General features: G+C 53.0%; 19 protein-coding genes. 9 read left to right on the top strand and 10 right to left on the bottom strand.

Translation table 11 applies throughout. The features are described from left to right. Nucleotides 1–23 precede the first annotated feature (23 nt). A complete protein-coding gene (locus tag QEN58_RS14440; RefSeq protein ID WP_280104319.1) occupies nt 24–1,391 on the top strand; it encodes an L-serine ammonia-lyase in 1,368 nt (455 codons plus the stop codon). Here QEN58_RS14440 and QEN58_RS14435 read toward each other — a convergent pair. Continuing rightward, nucleotides 1,388–2,284, bottom strand: coding sequence for a LysR family transcriptional regulator (locus QEN58_RS14435; RefSeq protein ID WP_280104318.1), 897 nt, complete (start codon nt 2,282–2,284; stop codon nt 1,388–1,390). The genes QEN58_RS14440 and QEN58_RS14435 overlap by 4 nt on opposite strands. A 130-nt stretch (nt 2,285–2,414) precedes the next feature. Here QEN58_RS14435 and QEN58_RS14430 point away from each other — a divergent pair, with 130 nt between their 5' ends. The 4 genes from QEN58_RS14430 to mtgA all read left to right on the top strand — a co-directional run bounded on the left by QEN58_RS14430 (nt 2,415) and on the right by mtgA (nt 6,234). Then, nucleotides 2,415–3,398, top strand: a complete 984-nt coding sequence (locus QEN58_RS14430) for an MBL fold metallo-hydrolase (RefSeq protein ID WP_280104317.1) — start codon at nt 2,415–2,417, stop codon at nt 3,396–3,398. Nucleotides 3,399–3,446: 48 nt separating this feature from the next. After that, nucleotides 3,447–4,556, top strand: coding sequence for an S-(hydroxymethyl)glutathione dehydrogenase/class III alcohol dehydrogenase (locus QEN58_RS14425; RefSeq protein WP_280104316.1), 1,110 nt, complete (start codon nt 3,447–3,449; stop codon nt 4,554–4,556). A gap of 96 nt (nt 4,557–4,652) precedes the next feature. Beyond that, nucleotides 4,653–5,507, top strand: coding sequence for an S-formylglutathione hydrolase (gene fghA / locus QEN58_RS14420; protein ID WP_280104315.1), 855 nt, complete (start codon nt 4,653–4,655; stop codon nt 5,505–5,507). 10 nt (nt 5,508–5,517) lie between these two features. Continuing rightward, complete coding sequence (gene mtgA, locus QEN58_RS14415; protein WP_280104314.1) at nt 5,518–6,234, top strand: monofunctional biosynthetic peptidoglycan transglycosylase; 717 nt, start codon at nt 5,518–5,520, stop codon at nt 6,232–6,234. Between the two features lie 15 nt (nt 6,235–6,249). Here mtgA and QEN58_RS14410 read toward each other — a convergent pair whose 3' ends face one another. Both QEN58_RS14410 and QEN58_RS14405 read right to left on the bottom strand, forming a co-directional pair. Beyond that, nucleotides 6,250–7,017, bottom strand: coding sequence for an EAL domain-containing protein (locus QEN58_RS14410; protein WP_483050742.1), 768 nt, complete (start codon nt 7,015–7,017; stop codon nt 6,250–6,252). Between the two features lie 48 nt (nt 7,018–7,065). Next, a complete protein-coding gene (locus QEN58_RS14405; protein ID WP_280104312.1) occupies nt 7,066–8,004 on the bottom strand; it encodes a DMT family transporter in 939 nt (312 codons plus the stop codon). A gap of 143 nt (nt 8,005–8,147) precedes the next feature. Between QEN58_RS14405 and QEN58_RS14400 the strand changes: the two genes are divergently transcribed. The 3 genes from QEN58_RS14400 (at nt 8,148) to QEN58_RS14390 (ending at nt 11,429) form a co-directional block, all read left to right on the top strand. Beyond that, entirely contained in the window at nt 8,148–8,540 is a 393-nt protein-coding gene (locus tag QEN58_RS14400; RefSeq protein ID WP_280104311.1) for a DUF4168 domain-containing protein, read from the top strand. 251 nt (nt 8,541–8,791) lie between these two features. Then, nucleotides 8,792–10,702, top strand: a complete 1,911-nt coding sequence (locus QEN58_RS14395) for a DUF294 nucleotidyltransferase-like domain-containing protein (protein ID WP_280104310.1) — start codon at nt 8,792–8,794, stop codon at nt 10,700–10,702. 1 nt (nt 10,703) lies between these two features. After that, nucleotides 10,704–11,429 carry a 3'-5' exonuclease gene (locus QEN58_RS14390; protein WP_280104309.1) on the top strand — a complete coding sequence of 242 codons (726 nt, stop codon included), beginning with the start codon at nt 10,704–10,706 and terminating at the stop codon, nt 11,427–11,429. Nucleotides 11,430–11,559: 130 nt separating this feature from the next. Here the strand turns inward: QEN58_RS14390 and QEN58_RS14385 are convergent, their stop codons facing one another. The 5 genes from QEN58_RS14385 to QEN58_RS14365 all read right to left on the bottom strand — a co-directional run bounded on the left by QEN58_RS14385 (nt 11,560) and on the right by QEN58_RS14365 (nt 16,876). Next, nucleotides 11,560–13,197, bottom strand: coding sequence for a BCCT family transporter (locus tag QEN58_RS14385; protein WP_280104308.1), 1,638 nt, complete (start codon nt 13,195–13,197; stop codon nt 11,560–11,562). Between the two features lie 40 nt (nt 13,198–13,237). Then, the gene (locus QEN58_RS14380; RefSeq protein ID WP_280104307.1) at nt 13,238–13,660 is read right to left on the bottom strand and encodes a universal stress protein; all 423 of its coding nucleotides are present in this window, start codon (nt 13,658–13,660) and stop codon (nt 13,238–13,240) included. Between the two features lie 155 nt (nt 13,661–13,815). Next, nucleotides 13,816–14,691 carry a glycine betaine ABC transporter substrate-binding protein gene (locus QEN58_RS14375; protein ID WP_280104306.1) on the bottom strand — a complete coding sequence of 292 codons (876 nt, stop codon included), beginning with the start codon at nt 14,689–14,691 and terminating at the stop codon, nt 13,816–13,818. 149 nt (nt 14,692–14,840) lie between these two features. Beyond that, nucleotides 14,841–15,674, bottom strand: coding sequence for an ABC transporter permease (locus tag QEN58_RS14370; protein ID WP_280104305.1), 834 nt, complete (start codon nt 15,672–15,674; stop codon nt 14,841–14,843). Beyond that, nucleotides 15,674–16,876, bottom strand: coding sequence for a quaternary amine ABC transporter ATP-binding protein (locus QEN58_RS14365; protein ID WP_280104304.1), 1,203 nt, complete (start codon nt 16,874–16,876; stop codon nt 15,674–15,676). The genes QEN58_RS14370 and QEN58_RS14365 overlap by 1 nt, the downstream gene beginning before the upstream one ends. Nucleotides 16,877–17,254: 378 nt before the next feature. On the opposite strand from QEN58_RS14365, the gene QEN58_RS14360 reads away from it, so the two are divergent. After that, nucleotides 17,255–17,662 carry a prolipoprotein diacylglyceryl transferase gene (locus tag QEN58_RS14360; protein WP_280104303.1) on the top strand — a complete coding sequence of 136 codons (408 nt, stop codon included), beginning with the start codon at nt 17,255–17,257 and terminating at the stop codon, nt 17,660–17,662. 195 nt (nt 17,663–17,857) lie between these two features. Here QEN58_RS14360 and QEN58_RS14355 read toward each other — a convergent pair whose 3' ends face one another. Beyond that, a complete protein-coding gene (locus QEN58_RS14355; RefSeq protein ID WP_280104302.1) occupies nt 17,858–19,258 on the bottom strand; it encodes a sigma-54-dependent transcriptional regulator in 1,401 nt (466 codons plus the stop codon). An 11-nt stretch (nt 19,259–19,269) separates the two neighbouring features. Beyond that, nucleotides 19,270–20,715, bottom strand: a complete 1,446-nt coding sequence (locus QEN58_RS14350; protein ID WP_280104301.1) for an ATP-binding protein — start codon at nt 20,713–20,715, stop codon at nt 19,270–19,272. Nucleotides 20,716–20,758: the final 43 nt, after the last annotated feature.

Genomic DNA, 20,758 nt, shown 5'->3' with positions numbered 1-20,758 from the left:
CAGCGTTATGAGGCGTAATAGGTATGGCTATTAGTGTGTTTGATCTTTTCCGAATTGGCATTGGGCCCTCAAGCTCCCATACGGTGGGGCCAATGCGTGCGTCCCGCGACTTTGCTCTGGCGCTTGGCAATAAGCACGTCACCCGGCTGGTGATAAGGCTGCACGGTTCACTTGCCGCTACCGGCGTGGGACATGGCACCGATCAGGCAGTAATTATGGGTCTGATGGGCGAAGCGCCTGAAAGCATCGATCCAGACACCATAGCTTCGCGGTTAAAACTCCTCGAAGAGGGAGAGCCACTAGTGCTTGCCAATGGGCAGCAGGTCGCTTTTGAGCGCCATAACGATGTCGAGTGGGATGAGACCTGCCTGCCTTTTCACCCCAATGCTATGGTGCTGAGCGCTTATTGTGGAGACGCGCTGATGGCGACCAATACGTTTTACTCCCTTGGCGGCGGTTTCTATGTCGATCAAGCGAAGGCCGATCAAGGCGAGGTTGGCGAAGACGCTACTGAACTGCCTTACCCCTTCAATACGGCGGCCGAGCTGCTCGCATTATGCAAGCAGCATCATCTGCGCATTAGCCAATTGATGCTTGAAAATGAAAAAGCCTGGCGTAGCGAAGCGACCATTCGTGAGGAGCTAAAGACCATTTGGCGCGCCATGAGCGACAGCATCGAGAATGGCCTGCGCGCCACTGGCCATTTGCCGGGCGGATTAAATGTCCGCCGTCGTGCGCAGTTGCTCCATCAGCAGTTGCTTCATCCACCGGCTAATCAGCGCCTGATCGTGTCGAGTTTTACCGTCATGGATTGGGTCAACGTATTCGCGCTGGCGGTAAATGAAGAGAACGCCGCCGGGCGGCGGATGGTCACTGCGCCAACCAACGGCGCAGCGGGTATTGTGCCCGCCGTATTGGCGTACTACTTGAAGTTTGAGCCCGACGCTAGCGAAGCCGATGTGGTGGACTTTCTGCTGACCGCCGGGGCAGTAGGCATTTTATGCAAAAAGAACGCTTCCATTTCCGGTGCGGAGGTGGGGTGCCAGGGTGAAGTGGGCTCCGCTTGCGCCATGGCGGCCGCCGGGCTTGCCGAAGTGCTAGGTGGCTCGCCGGGGCAGGTGGAGAACGCCGCTGAGATTGGCTTAGAGCATAACCTCGGCTTGACCTGCGACCCGGTCGGCGGGCTTGTTCAAGTGCCTTGCATAGAGCGCAATGCAATTGCCTCTGTCAAAGCTATTAATGCCGCGCGTATGGCGATGCACGGTGATGGCGAGCACTTTATATCGCTGGATAAAGTGATTCGCACCATGCGCGATACTGGCCGCGATATGCAGGATAAATATAAAGAGACATCTAAGGGCGGGCTCGCCGTTAATGCCATCGAGTGCTAGGTCAGCGGGTTGCTGGGCAATAAACTGTCAATGTTGGCGGCCAAATAGTCGACCAGTTGGCGGATTTTAGGCGATAGGTGACGGTGGCGAGGGTACACTGCCCAAACGGCGGTATCATGGTGCTGAAAAGGCGCAAGCACTGCCACCAGTTCTCCGCTGGCCAAGTAGGGGCCAACATAGTAGTCGGGCAGTTGTGCAAGCCCGAGCCCTTTAAGTGCGGCATCTAATAAAGCAGGGCCCGAATTACCGCTCCAGCGCCCCTCTACACGCACCTCGCGGCGTTGGCCGTTCACTTCAAACAGCCAGTTGGGCCGTGAGCCAATCAGGCAGCGATGCTGGTTAAGCTCGCTCAACGTATGGGGGCGCGGTGCTTGGCGAAAATAGCGCTGTGAGCCGACGACATACTCGCGGCGATCGCATAGGCGTCTGGCGATCAGGCTGGAATCCTTTAACACCCCCATCCGAATGGCAATATCGTAGCCCTCCTCAATCAGTTCCACCGGCCGGTTAGTAAAATGCATGTGAACATCCAACTGCGTATGTAAACACTGAAAGTCATTAACCAATGGGGCGATAAAGCGCTCGCCGAAGGTGGTGGCGGAGGTGAGTTTAAGCAGTCCATTGGGCTTGTCCTGGAGTTCACTAAGCGCCTGCTCGGCATCGCGTAGCCCATCAAATAGATGGCGACAGTGTTCAACGTAGGTAGCGCCCGCATCGGTTAAGCGGATCTGGCGGGTGGTGCGATAGAGCAACTGCACGCCCAGCTGGTTTTCGAGCTGACTGACCAGGCGGCTAATATGTGAGGTCGATACCTTCAGGTGGCGGGCCGCAGCAGAGAACGTGCCTAAACGCACGACCTCAATAAAGGCTTCGATACGGCTCCAGTGCTGCATGCTAACTCCCTGGGTTGATAGCGATTGTTGCTGAGTGGCAATAATCTTATGAGTGTATCCCGGTTTATCAAGGGCGCATAGGTGGCCTACACTGCTAGCATCGCTAGCCTATCAATGGAGCATTTTGCTTATGTCTATATCCTTACCACAGTGGTCGCGCGGTGCGCTGGCAGTCGCTATCAGTTCAGCCTGGGCTGTTAGTGCTCAGGCTGAGCTACCCACCCAGCAACAGGAGCAGGCGCCGGGCTGGTTTCGTATGATGGTCGGTGAGTATGAGGTGACCGCGCTATACGACGGCCATACGGCTATTGATACATCCTTGCTAAAAGGCATGGAGCAAGAAGAGATTCTCCGCCACTTGGATGCGTTATTTATCGATGCAGAAAGTGGCATGCAAACCGCGGTAAACGCCTTTCTTATTCACACAGGCGACAACCTTGTTCTGGTTGATGCCGGTTCTGCTGCCTGCTTTGGCCCCTCGTTGGGTCAAGTGGAGAGCAACCTGCGCGCTTCCGGCTACTCGCCGGATGATGTTGATACGGTGTTAATGACCCACCTGCATCCTGATCATGTGTGTGGTTTGGCCGATGAGAATGGCGAAGCGGTTTATGCCAATGCTGAACTGCGTGCCAGCCAAGCGGATGCCGATTTTTGGCTGGATGAGGAGCGTGCAGCTGCGGCTCCTGAAGCCAATCAACCCTTTTTTACCATGGCTCAAGAGGCGGTAGCGCCTTACCAGGAAGCAGATCGTTTCAACCCCTTCACGGCCGGTGATGAGGTGCTGATGGGCATAGTTGCCCAAGATACCCATGGACACACCGCCGGGCACTCAAGCTTCATGCTCAATAGCGATGATGACGCCATGCTGGTATGGGGAGACGTGGTGCATAGTTACGGCGTTCAATTTGCCGACCCTACTGTGGCTATTGAGTTTGATTCTGATCCCGAGCAAGCCATTCGCACTCGAGAAGAAGTGCTCGAAAGTGCGGTTGAAGATAAGCACTGGGTCGCCGGTGCCCACATGCCATTTCCCGGCATTGGTCATATCGTAAAAGATGAAGAGGGCTACCGCTGGCTGCCAGTTGAGTTTGGCCCGGTGGCAACTGACGAGTAACCCCCTTAGTTTTTGTTTTTTTGAAGTAATGAACATTTAGGAGTCAAAATGAAGTCACGCGCAGCTGTTGCATTGGAAGCGGGTAAGCCACTTGAACTGGTTGAGATCGATGTTGAAGGCCCAAAAGCTGGCGAAGTACTGGTTAAAATGGCTGCTACGAGCGTTTGCCATACCGATGCTTACACGCTTTCTGGTGCTGATCCAGAGGGTAATTTCCCCGCCGTCTTGGGTCACGAAGGTGCAGGTGTCGTTCAGGAAGTTGGCGAGGGCGTTACCAGCCTTAAGCCGGGTGACCATGTCATTCCCCTTTACACCGCCGAGTGCGGCAAGTGTAAATTCTGTTTATCGGGTAAAACCAACCTGTGCGGCAGCGTGCGTGCTACCCAAGGTAAAGGGGTAATGCCCGACGGTACCTCGCGTTTCTCACTCGATGGCAAGATGCTTCATCACTACATGGGTACCTCCACATTTAGTGAGTACACCGTGTTGCCCGAAGTATCCCTGGCGGTAGTGTCTAAAGAAGCGCCCATGGATAAAATCTGCCTGCTAGGCTGTGGAGTGACCACCGGCATCGGGGCGGTGCTGAATACCGCTAAAGTAGAGCCGGGTGCAACGGTAGCGGTATTTGGTCTCGGGGCTATCGGTTTGGCCGTCATTCAAGGCGCGGTAATGGCTAAAGCAGGCCGTATTATTGCTATCGATGTCAACGCCGATAAATTCGAGCTGGCCAAACAGTTTGGCGCCACCGACTTTGTGAACCCGAAAGAGTACTCAGACCCCATCCAGCAGGTCATCGTCGACCTGACCGATGGCGGCGTCGACTACTCCTTTGAGTGTATCGGCAACGTCAACGTGATGCGTTCGGCGCTGGAGTGCTGCCACAAGGGCTGGGGCGAATCGATCATCATTGGTGTCGCTGGAGCCGGTGAAGAGATCTCGACACGGCCATTCCAACTGGTTACCGGGCGGGTCTGGAAAGGCTCCGCGTTTGGCGGCGTCAAAGGGCGTAGCGAACTGCCGGGCTATGTTGACCGTTATATGAACGGCGAAATCAATATCGACGATTTCATTACCCACGATATGCCGTTTGAGAAAATCAACGAAGCGTTTGATTTGTTACATGCGGGCAAGAGCATTCGTACCGTGCTGCATTACTAGGCCTAGCATTATTAAGTAGTATAGGAAGCACGTTTGAAACGCTAAAACGCGGTAGGGTAGACCTGCCGCGTTTGCTGCATTTAAAGGAACCTGCCCATGAGCATGAGTGAAACTTTAGAACTGGTGTCCGCCAACCGTAGTTTCGGTGGCTGGCATAAGCGCTACCGCCACTACTCCCGCGCGTTGGATTGCGACATGATCTTCGCCGTTTACTTGCCACCTCAGGCAGAAAACGAGCGCGTGCCGTTGCTTTGGTGGCTCTCGGGGCTGACCTGTAATGACGAAAATTTCATGCAGAAGGCGGGTGCGCACCGTATTGCCGCAGAGCTGGGCGTGGCGATTGTTTGCCCTGACACCAGCCCACGGGGTACCGATTTACCCGGCGAGCATGAAAGCTTTGATTTAGGCTCTGGGGCTGGGTTTTACGTGAATGCCACCGAGTCACCCTGGAAGGCCCACTATCGCATGTACGATTATGTGATTGAGGAACTGCCTTCTGTGGTGCGTCAGCACTTCCCGGTCAATGGGCGCGAATCCATTAGCGGGCACTCGATGGGTGGGCATGGGGCATTGATCCTGGCGCTGCGTCACCCGGGGCGTTTCCGTTCGGTATCGGCCTTTTCTCCGGTGGTCAACCCGATGAACTGCCCCTGGGGGCAGCAGGCGTTTAACGCCTATTTGGGTGATGATCAGGCACGCTGGCGCCAGTACGATGCCTGCGAGCTGGTGGCCAACGGCGCATCACGCCAACGCCTCTTTATCGACCAGGGTGAAGCGGATCAATTTCTGGAGGAGCAGCTTCAGCCAGAGCGTTTAGAAGCCGTGTGCGAAGAGCACGATCATCCGTTAACGCTACGTCGCCAGCCGGGCTACGATCACAGTTACTTCTTCATTGCCTCGTTCATTGAGGATCATCTGCGCTATCATGCAGATCACCTCATGAAGCGTTAAGGATAACTGGATGCTCAATCGCTCGCTGCGCCGTTTTATGCGTCTGCTCTGGCGGATTGTTTGGCGCGGCGTTTTAGCGTTTGTGCTGCTGTCGGTCGCGCTGGTCTTGCTGTTTAGGGTCGTTCCTCCGCCGGGGTCGATGGTGATGGTCGAGCGCAAAATACAGAGTTGGGTCCACAGCGAGCCGATTCGTATACAGCGTGAGTGGCGCGGCTGGGATTCGCTCTCGGTAAACGCCAAGCTGGCAGTGATCGCCGCGGAGGATCAGCGCTTTCCGCACCACAGCGGGTTTGACCTGGTTGAATTGCGCCGCGCATTGCAGGCCAGCCGAGACGGGGGACGGTTGCGCGGTGCTAGCACCTTGAGCCAGCAAACGGCTAAAAACGTTTTTCTGTGGACAGGTCGCAGTTGGACGCGCAAGGGGCTAGAGGCGTGGTTTACGCTACTGATCGAGATACTCTGGAGCAAGCAGCGGATTTTGGAGGTCTATCTCAATGTCGCCGAGTGGGATCGCGGTGTATTTGGGCTAGAGGCCGCTGCTCAACACTATTTTGGCGTCTCTTCGAGTTCGTTAACAGAACGCCAGGCGAGTCTTCTTGCGGCTATTTTGCCCAGCCCGCTGACGCGCAGCGCCGCACGCCCCGATGCCCAGGTTGAACGGCGAAGCCAGTGGATTCGCCAGCAGATGCGTAACTTAGGCGGGACTGATTATTTGCAGCATCTATAGCGGTTTTTATCCGCGCTAGTCGTATTTGGCGTTGTCAATTTCCGCCAGTGCTTCTAGATTGGGATAGGAGAAGTAATAGCCCTGCTGCATGGGAATACCTAATTCCAGCAAGCAGCGGGACTCCTCGCGGGTTTCAATGCCCTCTGCAATTAGCTGTGTCCCCAATGTTTCTGCTAGTGCCACCAGGCTACGTAGGATGGCTTTGCGGCGCTTGTCGCTATCGCACCCCATTACCAGATCACGGTCAATTTTCAACGTATCGGGCCGCAGATCGGTCAATAGATCGAGATTAGCATAACCGTTACCAAAGTCATCCAGCGAGGTGGTAAAGCCCATTTCGCGGTAGCTCTCAATAATCGTACGCATATGCATACGGTCATTGACCCGCTCAGTTTCGGTAATTTCGAAATTGAGCCGCTCGGTGGGCCAGCCAACTCGGTGCGCTGTTTCCAGGGTGGCTTGGATGCATGCTTGAGGCTCATAAACCGCATTAGGCAGAAAGTTAATAGAGAGCCGTTCCCGCATGCCCAGTTCGCTAGCTAGCTCAATGGCTTTAATACGGCATGCCTGGTCAAAGCGGTACATCAACTCATCGGTCACTTGCCCGAGTATTGAAAAAGCAGATTCACCGCTCGGGCCGCGTACTAATGCCTCGTAGGAAATAATTTGCCGCTGACTGACATTGACGATCGGTTGAAATGCCATCGTAAATGCAAAAGGTACCGGAGAATCGCAACGGTTACAGTGTCCGTTCACTCTGGCACAGTGGTGTTGTGCTGACATGTTTATCCAAGCCCTGGAATAAAATTATCGATCATTATAAATATCGCGTTATCGTCTAACCCTCTTAGGGGCGGGTTTCCGTATAACCATCACCACCCCAGTGATGGCGACCAACATCCCCACAAGTCCTAATAAGGGAAGACGTTCGTCAAAGAGCCACCATGCCTGAAGAGCCGTGACCGGTGGCACAAGATAAAAAAGACTTGCGACCCGCGAGGCTTCCCCCTTTTTAATCAAGGCCATGAGTAACAGAATAGCGGCAATTGAGAGAATCAACACCAGCCAACCCAGGGTCAGCACAAAAGTGCTGCTCCACTCCACTTGGCGGGTCTCAAAAACCAGGGCACCCAACCCGAGCAGAGCGCCCGCCGCTAAGTACTGAATAACCGCCCCGGAAAGCAGCGGCATACTGGTGCAATATCTTTTTTGATACAGCGTGCCCAGCGAAATACCCATTAAAGCGGCGGTGACACACAGCAGAGCGCTAATCCCGAAGCCGTCAAACAGTGATTCACCCAGCTCGAGCTTACTGCCGAGTACTAGGCAGATGCCAATTAGGCCCAGCCCTAACCCTATCCATTGGCGCCAAGAGAGCTGTTCACCTAGCAGTGGCCCGGCGAAAGCGGCGGTCAATAGTGGCTGGAGGCCCACCAGTAATGCGGCTAGACCAGCGGGCATGCCTAGGTAAATTCCGTAGAAAACACCACCCAAATAGGCACCATGGACTAGAAAACCTGATATGGCGATGTGCGTCCATAACCTGGGTGATGTAGGCCAAGGTATACGCATCACGACGACCAGCGGGATCAGTAGCAGCAGCGTGAGCACAAAGCGGATAAACAAAAATGTGAAAGGTTCTGCGAATGGTAGGCCAAACTTAGCGCCGATAAAGCCGGTACTCCAAAGCAGAACAAAAACTGCGGGCATGATGGCCAACCCTGCCGAGGCCAGGTCTTTGTGACGTAACTTGCTGAATAAGCTTGGCATGTCGTTTCCATAATAGAGTGTTTTAGCTATTTTTTTATACATAAAGTTCTTTTTGTTACTAACTTTTACATAATAAATTGAACCTGCTTGAATAAGGCGCGTCACAGTCCGCACATACACAACGCAATATTGAGGTTTCTTCTATGCAACGTATGACTGCTCTGTTCTCCGCTGTCCTGCTCGCGACCGGTCTGATGACGGCGACTGCCCACGCCCAAGAAGAGCAACAAGGTGCAGCACAAGATCCAATGGCAACCCAGCAAGCACCTGCCCAGGATTTTTCTGACGACCAGCTACAGCAGTTTGCCGATGCTTCTCAAGAAATTGCGGTTATTTCTCAGGAATATACCCAGCGTCTGCAGGAAGCGGAAGATGAATCAGCGCAACAGGAAGTGCGCACTGAAGCTAACGATCGCATGATCGAAGTGGTCGAAGACAGCGGCCTTGATGTTGATACCTTCAACGCTATTGGTCAATCCATTCAGCAAGATCCAGAAATGATGCAGCGTGTGCAGGAAATGGCTAGCCAATCTTAAGTCATACCGCTGACAGTATCTGATTTTGGTTTTGCTAATACATTAACCTTCATTTAGCAGAGTGATTAGCAGTATGGCTTAGGCCATCAAAGCCCGGTGCATAGCTGCATCGGGCTTTTTGTTTTGCGGGTCGCTTCTCCAATGGGCAGTTTTATTATTCGTGTTGGGGTTTACCTGACTTAGCCTTCCCGCCACACTTTGTATTATGTGTAGATGACCCGTCTATTGACCGGCAAGCCCGAGGAGTCCGTATGGATGTCGAACTGTTAGAAATACGCCAACATATGGGACGTTTTCCCCCTTTTGATGGGCTGTCGGATGACCTGCTTGATGCCATTGCTGAACAGGTGGAAGTGAGCTACTTCAAAACCGGCAGCAGCATATTGGCGCTCAACGAGATGCTCAATGATCTTTGCTATATCCGCAGTGGCGCCGTGGAAGTTTATCGTAGCCAGGGAGAGCTGTATAACCGCTTGGGTGAGGGCGATATTTTTGGTCACTTTAGCTTGCTGCGTAACCATAAAGTGCGTTTTCCCGCTCAGGCGATTGAAGATACCCTGATCTACTTTATTCCCAAGGCGGTCTTCCTTCGGCTGTGTGAGGAGGATGAGCACTTTGCTGATTTCGTAGAGCTGGAACGACCGCGTCTTGAGAGCGCTGCCGAGCAGCAGAAGAAGTCCAACGATATGATGGTCACCCGGATACGCAAACTGCTGACCCGCTATCCGGTAATGGTGGAAACGTCTACCAGCGTTCAGCACGCCGCGCAGCAGATGAGCGAAGCGCAAGCATCCGCACTGCTGGTAATAAAAGAGGGAAGTGATAACCCACGCTACAGTTTCAAAGATAGTGAAGGCCAGACTTGGCAGATGTGCGGGATTTTAACCGACAGCGATTTTCGTACCCGCGTGGTGGCCGAGGGGCTATCGCCGCAAACCGCGGTCGGTGAGGTGGTTTCCTCAAGGCTAATCACCATTCAATCAGACGCCTCTGTTTATGAGGCCATGCTGACGATGCTGCGCAGTAACGTACATCACCTCCCTGTCTTGTATCGTCAACGCCCGGTGGGCGTGGTGCACCTTTCGGATATTATCCGCTACGAGACCCATAGCGGCCTCTACCTGGTCAGCAATATTTTTCATCAGTCCAGCGCCCAGGGGCTGGCACGCTTGGCGCCGGATGTGAGCGCGGCATTTGTGCGCATGGTGCAAGAGGGGGCTAACTCGCAAATGGTGGGTAGCGCCCTTTCCACGATCGGACGCAGCTTTACTCGGCGGTTGCTGGAAATGGCTGAAGCAGAACTTGGCCCCCCGCCGGTGCCTTACTGCTTTATGGTAAATGGTTCTATGGCACGCAATGAGCAGAGCATTGTTACTGACCAGGATAATGCGCTGATCCTCTCCGATGAGTTTATTCCAGAGCAGCATGATGACTATTTTCACGCCCTGGCAAAAATTGTTAGCGATGGTTTAGATGCCTGCGGCTACACCTACTGCAAAGGCGATGTTATGGCGACCAACACGCAATGGCGTCAGCCACTCAGCGTTTGGAAGGGGTATTTTCAGGATTGGATGGCCAACCCTACGCCGGAACGGTTGCTGCATAGCTCGATTTTCTTTGATCTTGACAGTTGCTACGGCGAAGACCTCTATGTGGAAACGTTGCAAGATTTGATTGCCGATACAGCGCCAAAATCACCGCTGTTTTTAGCCGCCATGGCTCGCAATGCCTTAAACCGTACCCCGCCGCTGGGGTTTTTCCGTACTTTTGTGATGGAGCAAGATGGTAAGCACAACAACTCCATCAACTTGAAGCGTCGCGGTACCGCACCGATGGTGGATTTGGTGCGGATTCACGCCTTGGCTTGCGGCTCCAAGGCACAGAACTCTTTTCAGCGCTTGAATGACATCAGCAAGACCCAGTTATTGGCAACCGGCATGAGCGAAAAGCTAAGCTACGCATTTGAGTTTTTATGCATGTCGCGGATTCGTCATCAAATGATTGATCTGCAAGAGGATCGCCTGCCGGATAACAATATCGAGCCGGAAAACGTTGCTGATAGCGAACGCCACACCCTGAAAGACGCTTTCCAGGTTCTAAGCAACGCGCAAAAATTTCTCAAATTCCGCTACCCCATGCCCGCCCAGCGGCAGGGGCGTTAAAATGTTCGGTATACGCCCACGTCAGAAAATTACCCAGGCTGACTGGAAGGGCTATATGGCCCAGCGAGCTCAGCAGGCGAAAAATCCTGCCATCCAGCAATTTTTTGCTACACCGTTGCCTGACCCTGAAACACCGATTGCCGATGTACCGATGGTGGCGCTGGATATGGAAACCACCGGGCTGGATGAGCGGCGTCATGGAATTGTCAGCATTGGCGTGGTGCCGTTCACGTTAAGCCGTATCAAGTTGGCCGAGCGACGCTATTGGGTCGTCAAGCCGCCAAGGCCGTTGGATGAAGCCTCGATTGCTTACCATCATATTACCCACTCGGAGATCGCCCAGTCGCCGGACTTAGATGTAATACTGGACGAACTCCTGGCCCAGCTAGCTGGTCGCCTAGTGGTGGTTCATTTTCGCAATATTGAACGCCCCTTTTTGAATGCAGCGATAAAAGCCCGACGTGGGGAAGGGGTGCTATTTCCGATGATTGATACCATGTCGCTAGAAGCGCGGATGCACCGCCAAACCTTATGGGCGCGGTTCCGCCGCTGGCTGGGCCGCCCACCGGTTTCCATCCGGATGCATGCGAGTCGTGAGCGCTATGGTTTGCCCCCTTATCAAGGGCATCATGCCCTGGTGGATGCGTTGGCAACCGCAGAGCTATTGCAGGCGCAAATAGCAACCCATTATCGACCTGAAACGCCATTGAAAGATATTTGGTGTTGATGCTTAGCTGCCAACATACCAACAAAAACGGGCAACCCATTGGGTTGCCCGTTTACTAACTATATTTGAACAATACCAGCAAGTTTTAAACGTATGGTTGGTTTAAAACCATGGTCGGTTCAAAGCAGCGCTAGACGGCTTTAGGTTCGCTCATCAACCCCTTGATAATGGCATAGCAGGCCACTAGCAGAATGATGGTGAACGGGAAGCCGGTAGAAACCGCCATGGTTTGCAGCGCTGTCAGGCCACCGCCTAGCAGTAGCGCAATGGCAATCGCGCCTTCGATAATCGCCCAGAAAACGCGCTGTGGCGTCGGTGCATCGACCTTACCGCCAGCGGTGATGGAATCAATCACCAGTGAGCCAGAGTCAGACGACGTCACGAAGAACACGATGACTAGCACAATGGCCACGAATGAGGTGATTTGTGATAACGGTAGCTGTTCGAGCATTATGAATAGCTGCAGATCAACGCCTGCATCCCGAACGGCCTCAATGCCTTGGCTGACGTACTGATCAATGGCTGTGCCACCAAACGTGGTCATCCAGAGTACTGATACTGTGGATGGCACCAGCATCACCGAGACCAGAAATTCTCGCACTGTACGGCCGCGAGATACACGCGCGATAAACATACCAACATACGGAGACCAGGAGATCCACCAGGCCCAGTAGAAGGCTGTCCAGCCCTGGCTGAAGTTGGCGTCTTCACGACCAAAAGGATTCGATAACGCAGGCAGATGAACCGCATAGTTCCAAAGGTTTTCAAAGAAGCCCGTGGCAATCATCAGGGTGGGGCCAACAGCAATTACAAAGAAAAGTAGCATTGCCGCAAGAATAATATTGATTTTGGAGAGCAGCTGTACGCCCTTATCAACGCCTGCCACGATTGAGCCGATGGCGATCATCGTAATACCGATGATCAACAGGATCATGGTGATATCACTTTCTGGCGCACCAAACAGATAAGTGAGGCCTGCTGCTGCTTGGGTTGCCCCTAAACCAAGGGATGTAGCCAGGCCAAATAAAGTGGCAAACACTGCCAAAATATCAATTACGTGGCCTGGCCAGCCCCATACGCGCTCACCCAAAAGGGGGTAGAACACTGAACGCATGGATAGCGGTAGGCCCTTATTGAAAGAGAACAGCGCCAGTGAAAGCGCGACCACAGCGTAAATCGCCCAGGGGTGCAGGCCCCAGTGGAAGATGGTTGCGGCCATAGCTAATGCTTCAGCACCGGCGGCATCACCTTCCGCACCTGCAAGCGGCGCCCAGCTGCCACCGTCAAATGAAGTGCCAAAGTGCGTCAGCGGTTCGTTAACGCCGAAGAACATCAGGCCAATCCCCATGCCTGCGGCAAACAGCATTGAAAACCAACCCATATAGGTAAAATCAGGCTTGGCATCGGCGCCACCAATGCGGATTTTACCTAAAGGAGAGAAGATCAGGCCAATACACAAGATGACGAATATATTCGCCGCTAAAATAAAGAACCATGCCAAATTCCCGGTCAAGAAACCGAAAATAGCATCATAAATTGGGGCGATGGTGTCTTGCAGTGCCAGCGTCAGTACTACAAACAACAACACCATAACCGCCGAAATGCTAAATACCTTGCCGTGCAGGTCAAGGTTAAGTCCCATGGCATTCGTGGTGATGTTGTCTTGGCCGATAACATAATCGGTATCGATCAGGTTAGCCGGGCCATCTGGGGCGGGTATCCCCTCAGAGACCGGCTCATCAGGCTCATTTTTCGGTGTTTTGTCCATAAGTTTACTTCCTTAATTATTTTAAAAACGAAAGGCGGTTTTATTGAGCCAGACGAATTAAGAAGACAGAGGCGTTTGTGTGGGTTGCTATTTTGCCACCATGCGAAGGCATGACAATATCCAAATGCCGCGGCAGGTGAGTGGCCATCATTACTAAGTCAGCCCCTACTTCGTCAATAGCTTTCTCAAGTAGTGTGTCGACATTCGCCACAGGGTCTGTTGAGCTATATACCTTGCTGCTTACTGGTTGGCCATGAACCTTATGTCGCTCTTGCGCAAAAGCCTCGAGCTTTTGCTCATACTCCTGGGGAGTGCGGGCAACGCTTGTGGGTGTATTGGCCGTGACGCCGACATAGGTGATATGGGCGTCGTATTTTTTGGCTAGGTCGGCTACAACGCTTAACGCGGGTTCAAGTGCTTCAAGGTGGGCAAGGTCTACCGGCACCATAATGTTATTAAACATATCAAGCTCCCGAAATGACCTGTCACACTATCAAACTGCTTATAGTAGTGTGCTCATGACAATAGGTTGTACAAACTTAAACGGCTGGGCTGAGGCTTACGAAAGCCCCAGTCCAACCATTGCTAACAAATACAATCTAGCTAATCAAAATGGCATTAGCTATCGAGCCACTCTGCGACGATGTCCTGGTTATCTTCAACCCACTGCTTCGCATTCTCGTAGGGGTCGCTGCCATCTTCCTGGTTCATTAGCATGACTTCGCCCATCTGCTCAGGCGTCCACTCGAAAGCGTCGAGAATAGCATAGGCTTCCGGCATGTCATCTTCCAGGCCTTGACGAACCGCTGTATGGATCTGCTCCGCGCCGCCATAGACGTTTTTAGGATCTTCTAGATATTTGATGTCAAAGCGGGCAAACATCCAGTGGGGCGTCCAACCGGTAACAACGACATCTTCTTCGTTATTAATCGCGCTGGATAGAGCTGCGGTCATGGTCGCGCCGCTGCCGCTACGCAGATCCAGTTCAAGGTCATAGGTATCCACAACCTCTTCAGTGAGGGCCATTAGGCCTGCACCGGGGTCAATACCGATGATCTCGCCATTAAAGCTGTCGGCGTTATCGTTAAGGTCAGCAATCGAATCGACATCGGTGTATGCCGGAACCACAAGGCCCAGCTTGGTGCCGTCCAGGTTGGGGCCAAGGTCTTCAATACTATCGCCCAGGCGCTCCATGTAATCAGCGTGAGTAGTCGGCAACCAGGCCGCAACAATGGCATCCGCATCGCCAGTGGAGAGCGCCTGGAACATGGCAGCCGCTGAGAGTGACGTCAGGTCGACATCGTAGCCCGCTTGCTCAAGCACTGCAGCAACGACGTTAGTTGAAGCGACTTCGGAAGACCACTCTACGTAGGCCAGGTTAACCGTGCCTTTCTCTTCTTCGGCCTGCGCCGCGCTGCCGACGGCAACACCGGCACCCGCTAACAGTGCCAGTGAAGCAAGACGGATACGGAGGTTCAGTGTGCGTTGTTTCATTCGCTTTCTCCCTTGAGTACTAAAATATCAACGTGCATGATTCTTAACGAGCACGGTTGCTGCAAAGCACAGCATGGTTAGCAAAAGGCGACTAAGCAAGCTAATGACTCAACGCAGCCGCTCCTGCTGTTTTACGCTATTCGCGCGTTCTAGCCGTTCCTGGTTTTTCTAAGCGATTGCGTCAGACGGTCGAGCAGCATAGCCAGAATGACCACCGCGATGCCCGCTTCAAAGCCATCGCCAGGGCGCAAGCGTTGAATAGCGCGCCATACTTCGCTGCCCAAGCCATCTGCACCAATCATGGCAGCGATGACGACCATGGAGAGGGCGAGCATTATCGTTTGGTTGATACCCGCCATTACCGTGGGCAGTGACAGCGGTAGCTGCACTTTAAATAGCTTTTGACCGCGGGTAGCGCCGTAGGCATCGGCGGCTTCGATCAGCTCCACCGGTACTTGACGAATACCCAAGGTGGTAAAGCGAATAGCCGGAGGCATCGAGAAGATCACCGTGGCAAAAATCGCCGAGACCGAGCCAATACCGAAAAACGGAATAGCCGGAATCAAATAGACGAATGCTGGCATGGTCTGCATAAAGTCCAAAATCGGCATAATGACCCGGTAGAGCCGATTAGACAGGGCCGCCGCGATCCCTACGGGTAACGCAATGACTACCGCCACCATGGTGGCAAATACCACCAGCGTGAGTGTCTCAATCATCGGATCCCAAAGATCCAGGTTCCAAATCAATGCCAGGCCAGCAGCGGCGCCTATCGCTAGCCTAATGCCCGCCAGCTTCCAGCAGAGTAGCGCTATCAAGCCGAGCAGTGCCCAAGCCGGCAACCACATCAAGCCGTCGTTAAGCACATCAATGCCGGTCTGGGTGAAGCGAGAAATGCCGCGTGTCACACCTGAATATTCGCTGGTCAACCAAGTCAGGCCGCTTTCAATCCAATCACCTAGCGGGATGCGTGGGATATCCATTATTGCTCTCCTGCTCGTGCCAGTTCGTCGAGTACTGCGCCTTTAACCACCACGCCCAGCAGCTGCTCTTGCTTATCAATAACGGCGATAGGGAAGCTCTTTTCACTAAACATGGCAAACAGGTTATGTAACGGCTCATCCATGGGGACTTTACGAAAATCCTGGGTCAAGTAGGGGGTAATCGTATCGGAACCCTCTTCAATCGCCCGGCTTGCAGCGTCGGCCTCGAGTAGGCCGATCAAGCGGCGGTCGCGATCAACCACATAGATAGAGTCGATAGCATGGTCGCGCATGCGGTGTAGTGCCGTGCGCGGCCCGTCGCTTTCGCGAGCGGTAGAACGCAGTGGCCGCATGGCGCTTTCAGCGGTCAGAATACGTGCCCGGTCAACGCCTTCGATAAAGCGCCGTACGTAGTCATCCGCAGGCTTGGTCAGAATCTCTTCAGGCGTGCCGATCTGCACCACTTCGCCATCTTTTAGCAGCACGATACGGTCGCCAATGTTGAGCGCCTCATCCAAATCGTGGGTAATGAAGACCGTGGTCTTTTGCATTTTGGATTGCAACTGCAAAAGCTCTTGCTGCATGTCTTTGCGAATCAGCGGGTCGAGCGCGGAGAAGGCCTCATCCATTAACAGCACGGTGGCATCGTTAGCTAGGGCGCGTGCTAGACCAACGCGCTGCTGCATGCCGCCGGAAAGTTGGTTGGGGTAGGCGTCTTCCCAGCCCTCCAGGCCCACTTGCTTGAGCGCATCATGAGCAATTTTATGGCGCTCTGTTTTCTCTACGCCGCGAATTTCCAAACCGAACTCGGCATTTTGCTGCACAGTGCGGTGGGGAAATAGCGCGAAATTTTGAAACACCATAGAGAAGTGGCGACGGCGGCACTCCAGTAGCGCTTTCTCTTTCAGCGTCGGAATGTTTTCGCCGTCGATGATGATTTCACCTTCGGTGGTTTCAATCAGACGGTTAAGGCAGCGGATCAAGGTCGATTTGCCTGACCCCGATAATCCCATGATGACCAGCAATTCGCCTTCATAGACATCAAACGAGATATTGGATAGCCCCAGTGTTTGGCCGGATTTCTCCAGAATTTCTGGGCGCTTCATTCCCTGGTTACGCAGCTCAATGGCTTTTTGTGGGTGCTTGCCAAAGACTTTGCTTAAGTCGCGCACTTTAATTTTGACGGGTCGTGTCTCGTCCATCGGCGATGCCTTTTGTTGAACAGAATAGGCGTGTCGTTGCTACGCCATTCATAAAGAAATAAGGGATTGAGTCGAATAATTTATTAAAAATTATTATACATAAGTGGCGCCTATGTGTCACAACGACTCGCTCAACGGGGGAATTAACGCTACATGTGTCATTTTTTACCCACCTAATTTGGTTGGTTTTACGCTAATGGTGGTGTGTCGTTGTTTTTATAAGGCGCTGATTTTATTTGTTTAATTTTTAAATTTTAATTTTTGGCATGTAAAGTGAATAGTATGTGTATGTGCAACACATAGTATGTACAGAACTGGCTCTAAGTTACCTAGCAAGACGTTTAAAAACATACGGTGTTAGCAATGGAGGTGGGTATTATGGACAAGCAACATGGCCACATTGAGAGAAAGCAAATTCACAATCGCCCACGCTGGTTAACGCTGTGCATGATGGCAACAGCTGCGAGCGTTATTGTGTTAGCTGGTTGCGGTGATAACGAAGAGCCAGCGCCGTCTGCAGATGAAACGGCGCCACTTGAGCAAAATGCCACTACTCAGCCAGAGCCAAGTATGAATGAAGAGCTGAGTGCGGACGAAGAGTCATCAATGGAGCAAGACCCAGGCCTAAGTGAAGACTCTGCAGCAGAAGACACTATGCCTCAAGACACCATGGATGAGCCGGCAGAAGGCACCACTATGAATCCAGACGAAGATGAGCCTGGCTTTGGCGAAGGTACTGAACCAATGCCTGGCGCAGATGAAGATGAGAATTCGACAAGTAACTAGTTCGTTACCCGTTTTGAGTTTTGAGTAAATGTACCGCTCCCTACGATGGTAAATCGACCCAGCTGTTTGTTCCCTGCGGCTGCTCCACACGGTTTATCATCTTTTCCGCCCCCGCGCCCGCGGGGGTTTTTTTTGTTTGTGTGTTAGGTTCTGTCGCTTGGCGATTAAGAAGGGGTGTGAGCAGTGTCGAAGTGGTTACTCTTCATTGTCTTCCAAGCGACGATAGAGTGTCCGCCGAGCAATCCCAAGTACCTCTGCCGTGCGCCGCTTATTGCCACCCGTTGCTTCTAGCACCTTGTTGATATAGCGCTTTTCAACTTCTTCTAGACTGGGCCAGCGGATCGGCTGTGGCGTTGGCATTTGACCTGCAGCCAGCACTTCGCCGCCGACGGCAGGTGCCAGAGGTGTACCGGTTTCCACTGTTGATTGCTCGCGAAGTCGTTCGGGCAGATCTTTATAGCTGAGCGAGCCGTCTTCGCTCAGAGTGACGGCACGCATAATGGCGTTTTCCAGTTCTCGAACGTTACCGGGGTAGGCATAGTTGAGTAGATTGCTGAGCGCTTCCGGTTCGATTTGCTCTATCTGTTTGCCCTGTGCCTCCGAATGCTTGTCGATAAGCGCAAACACAAGATGCTCGATATCGGTGCCACGCTCGCGCAGGGGCGGGATACGCAGTGAGAACGTCTCCAAGCGGTAAAACAAATCGCTGCGGAAGTTTTCCTGCTCGATCTCTTTCTCCAGGTTGCGGTGAGTCGCGGCGATGATTCGTACATCCACCGGCTCTTCGCGCTCGCCACCCACTGGGCGTACGGTCTTTTCCTGTAAAGCACGCAGCAATTTAGCCTGCAGATTGATGGGCATTTCACCAATCTCATCTAAAAACAGGCTGCCGCCCTGAGCGCTTTGGAAGAGTCCTTTGCGCGCTTCATTAGCACCGGTAAAGGCGCCTTTGACGTGGCCAAAGAACTCACTTTCCATCAAGTCGGGAGGAATGCTTGCACAGTTAACCGGCACAAAGGGCTGGTCATGACGCGGGCTTTCCTGATGAATGGCGCGGGCAAGTAGTTCTTTGCCGGTGCCGCTTTCACCTAATATCAGTATGGGCGCATCGCTTTTGGCAAGGCGGGAGGCGTCATGGAATAGCGTCTGCATGACCTGGCTTTTACCCACAATACCGTGGAAATGGCTGATATCCGTGTCGTGGAAAACCGCCAAGCGTTGGCGCTCCAGCACACGAAATACGGCATCACGGATAGCATCAAGGTCGAGCGGCTTGGTTAAAAAGTCGTCAGCCCCGAGTTTGAGTGCCTCGACTGCCTGGTCAATAGTGCCGAAAGCGGTAATCACAATAATGCCCAGCTCACTGCCTGCTTGGCGGAGCTGCTGAAGTAGTTGAATGCCGGTCATGCCCGGCAACCGTACGTCGGTAATTACCAGTGAGACGGTGGTGTGGCTCAATAAGGCGATCGCCTCTTCAGCGCTAGTTACGCCCAGCGTTGTGTAGCCTGCATCCTGCAGTTCTTCTTCTAATAGCTCAAGTATAGCGGCGTCATCTTCCACCACCAACAAAGGTAAAAGGGGGTCCTGTTGGGTCACAAACGTTGTCCTCAAGCGTATGCGGTTTCACTAATAGGTAGCGTAATTTCAAATCCAGCGCCGCCTAGGGCACTGTCAAACACGCCGATCGTACCGCCGTGGTCGTTGATAATGCGATGTACCATAGAGAGTCCCAAACCGCTGCCTTGGCCAACCGGTTTGGTGGTAAAAAATGGGTCGAACACCTTGTGGTGATGGGAGTCGGGTATCCCCGGGCCATCATCTTCCACCCACAGCAGTAATTCGTGCTCTTGCTGCTGGGCGCGCACTCTAATTCTGCTTACTTCGGGGGCCTGCGCTGCATTGCGCAGCAAATTGGTCAGCACCTGCACAATTTGTTGGCCGTTGGCGAGTAAGTTGGGTGCTGGCGTCGGTAATTCAACGTCTAAACGAATATTGCGTGGCTCTAGCTCGTCTTCAACTAAATCGCTGGCATTCATAATCAGCTGATCAAGCGCCAGTTCGCCTTTCTCTACGTTATGTTGACGACCTAATTCCATCAATTGGCGAACAATTTCAACGATGCGCTCTACTTCGCCGCGTATGCGTCCCAAACGTGCCCGTTCGTCATCGCCAATGACATCGCGGCGAGCCAAACGCTGAGCCTGGCCATTAATCACCGTTAGCGGTGCGCCTATCTCGTGTGCAACCCCCGCCGCCAGTACGCCGAGTTCGGCCAGCTTTTTCGATTTACGCAGGCGCTTTTCAAGCTCAATTTCGCGCCGCTGGCGATTTTCGATCTCTTGGTCTTTTTCGGCCATCGCATCCAGCATGCCATTCAACCCGGAGGCGAGGTGGCGATATTCGATAGGGCCGTCTTCGGTAGCACGTTGGCTGCGGTCCCCCTTTTCTACCAACTGCATTACGTGCAGCAGCCGGTTAAGCGGGCGCTCAATATGGCGCCGGAATCCCCACCAAATACTAAACACGATCCCGGCCGCACCAATCATAAACACCAGTACGGCCACAACGCTAATAAAACCCGTGTAGTTCTCAATACCGGTATTTAGCCGATTAACCTGAAGTACGCCATATACAGTGCCATCTTGTGAGCGCAAGGGTGTCAACGCCGAGTAGTAATTCCAACCCTCGTGTTGTCGGTAATTGCTGTAAAGGTCATCGCGTTCAATGATTTGCTGAATCTCTTCGCGACTGAAAATATCCTTGCCCAGGCCAAGCCCATAGATATCGCGCCCTTCGGTATCGAACACATAAGCGCCATAAATTCGATGGAAGGAGAACGCTGACTGTAGCGCTTCCTCAAGCGGCGTGTTGCTGTCAGGGGTGACCGCGTAGCTGAGCGAGGAGCTCAGCGTACGGGTAATAATCTCAACTTCCGTTTGTAGCTTTGAGCGTACGTTATCTTCGAGCGATTTGATCGCCACTAAGCTAAATACCACCAGGATGACAAACAGCGGCACAATCACCGTCAAAATAATCAAATTGCGTAGTCGCATGGGGCATCCATGGTGGTTTTAATACGTTGTAGTATCAGCGAGT

Origin of the sequence: Halomonas alkaliantarctica, from assembly GCF_029854215.1 — a bacterium.
GTDB lineage: Bacteria > Pseudomonadota > Gammaproteobacteria > Pseudomonadales > Halomonadaceae > Vreelandella > Vreelandella alkaliantarctica_A.
The sequence above is the reverse complement of the archived record's forward strand: the minus strand, read 5'-3'. Positions and strand labels throughout refer to the sequence as shown.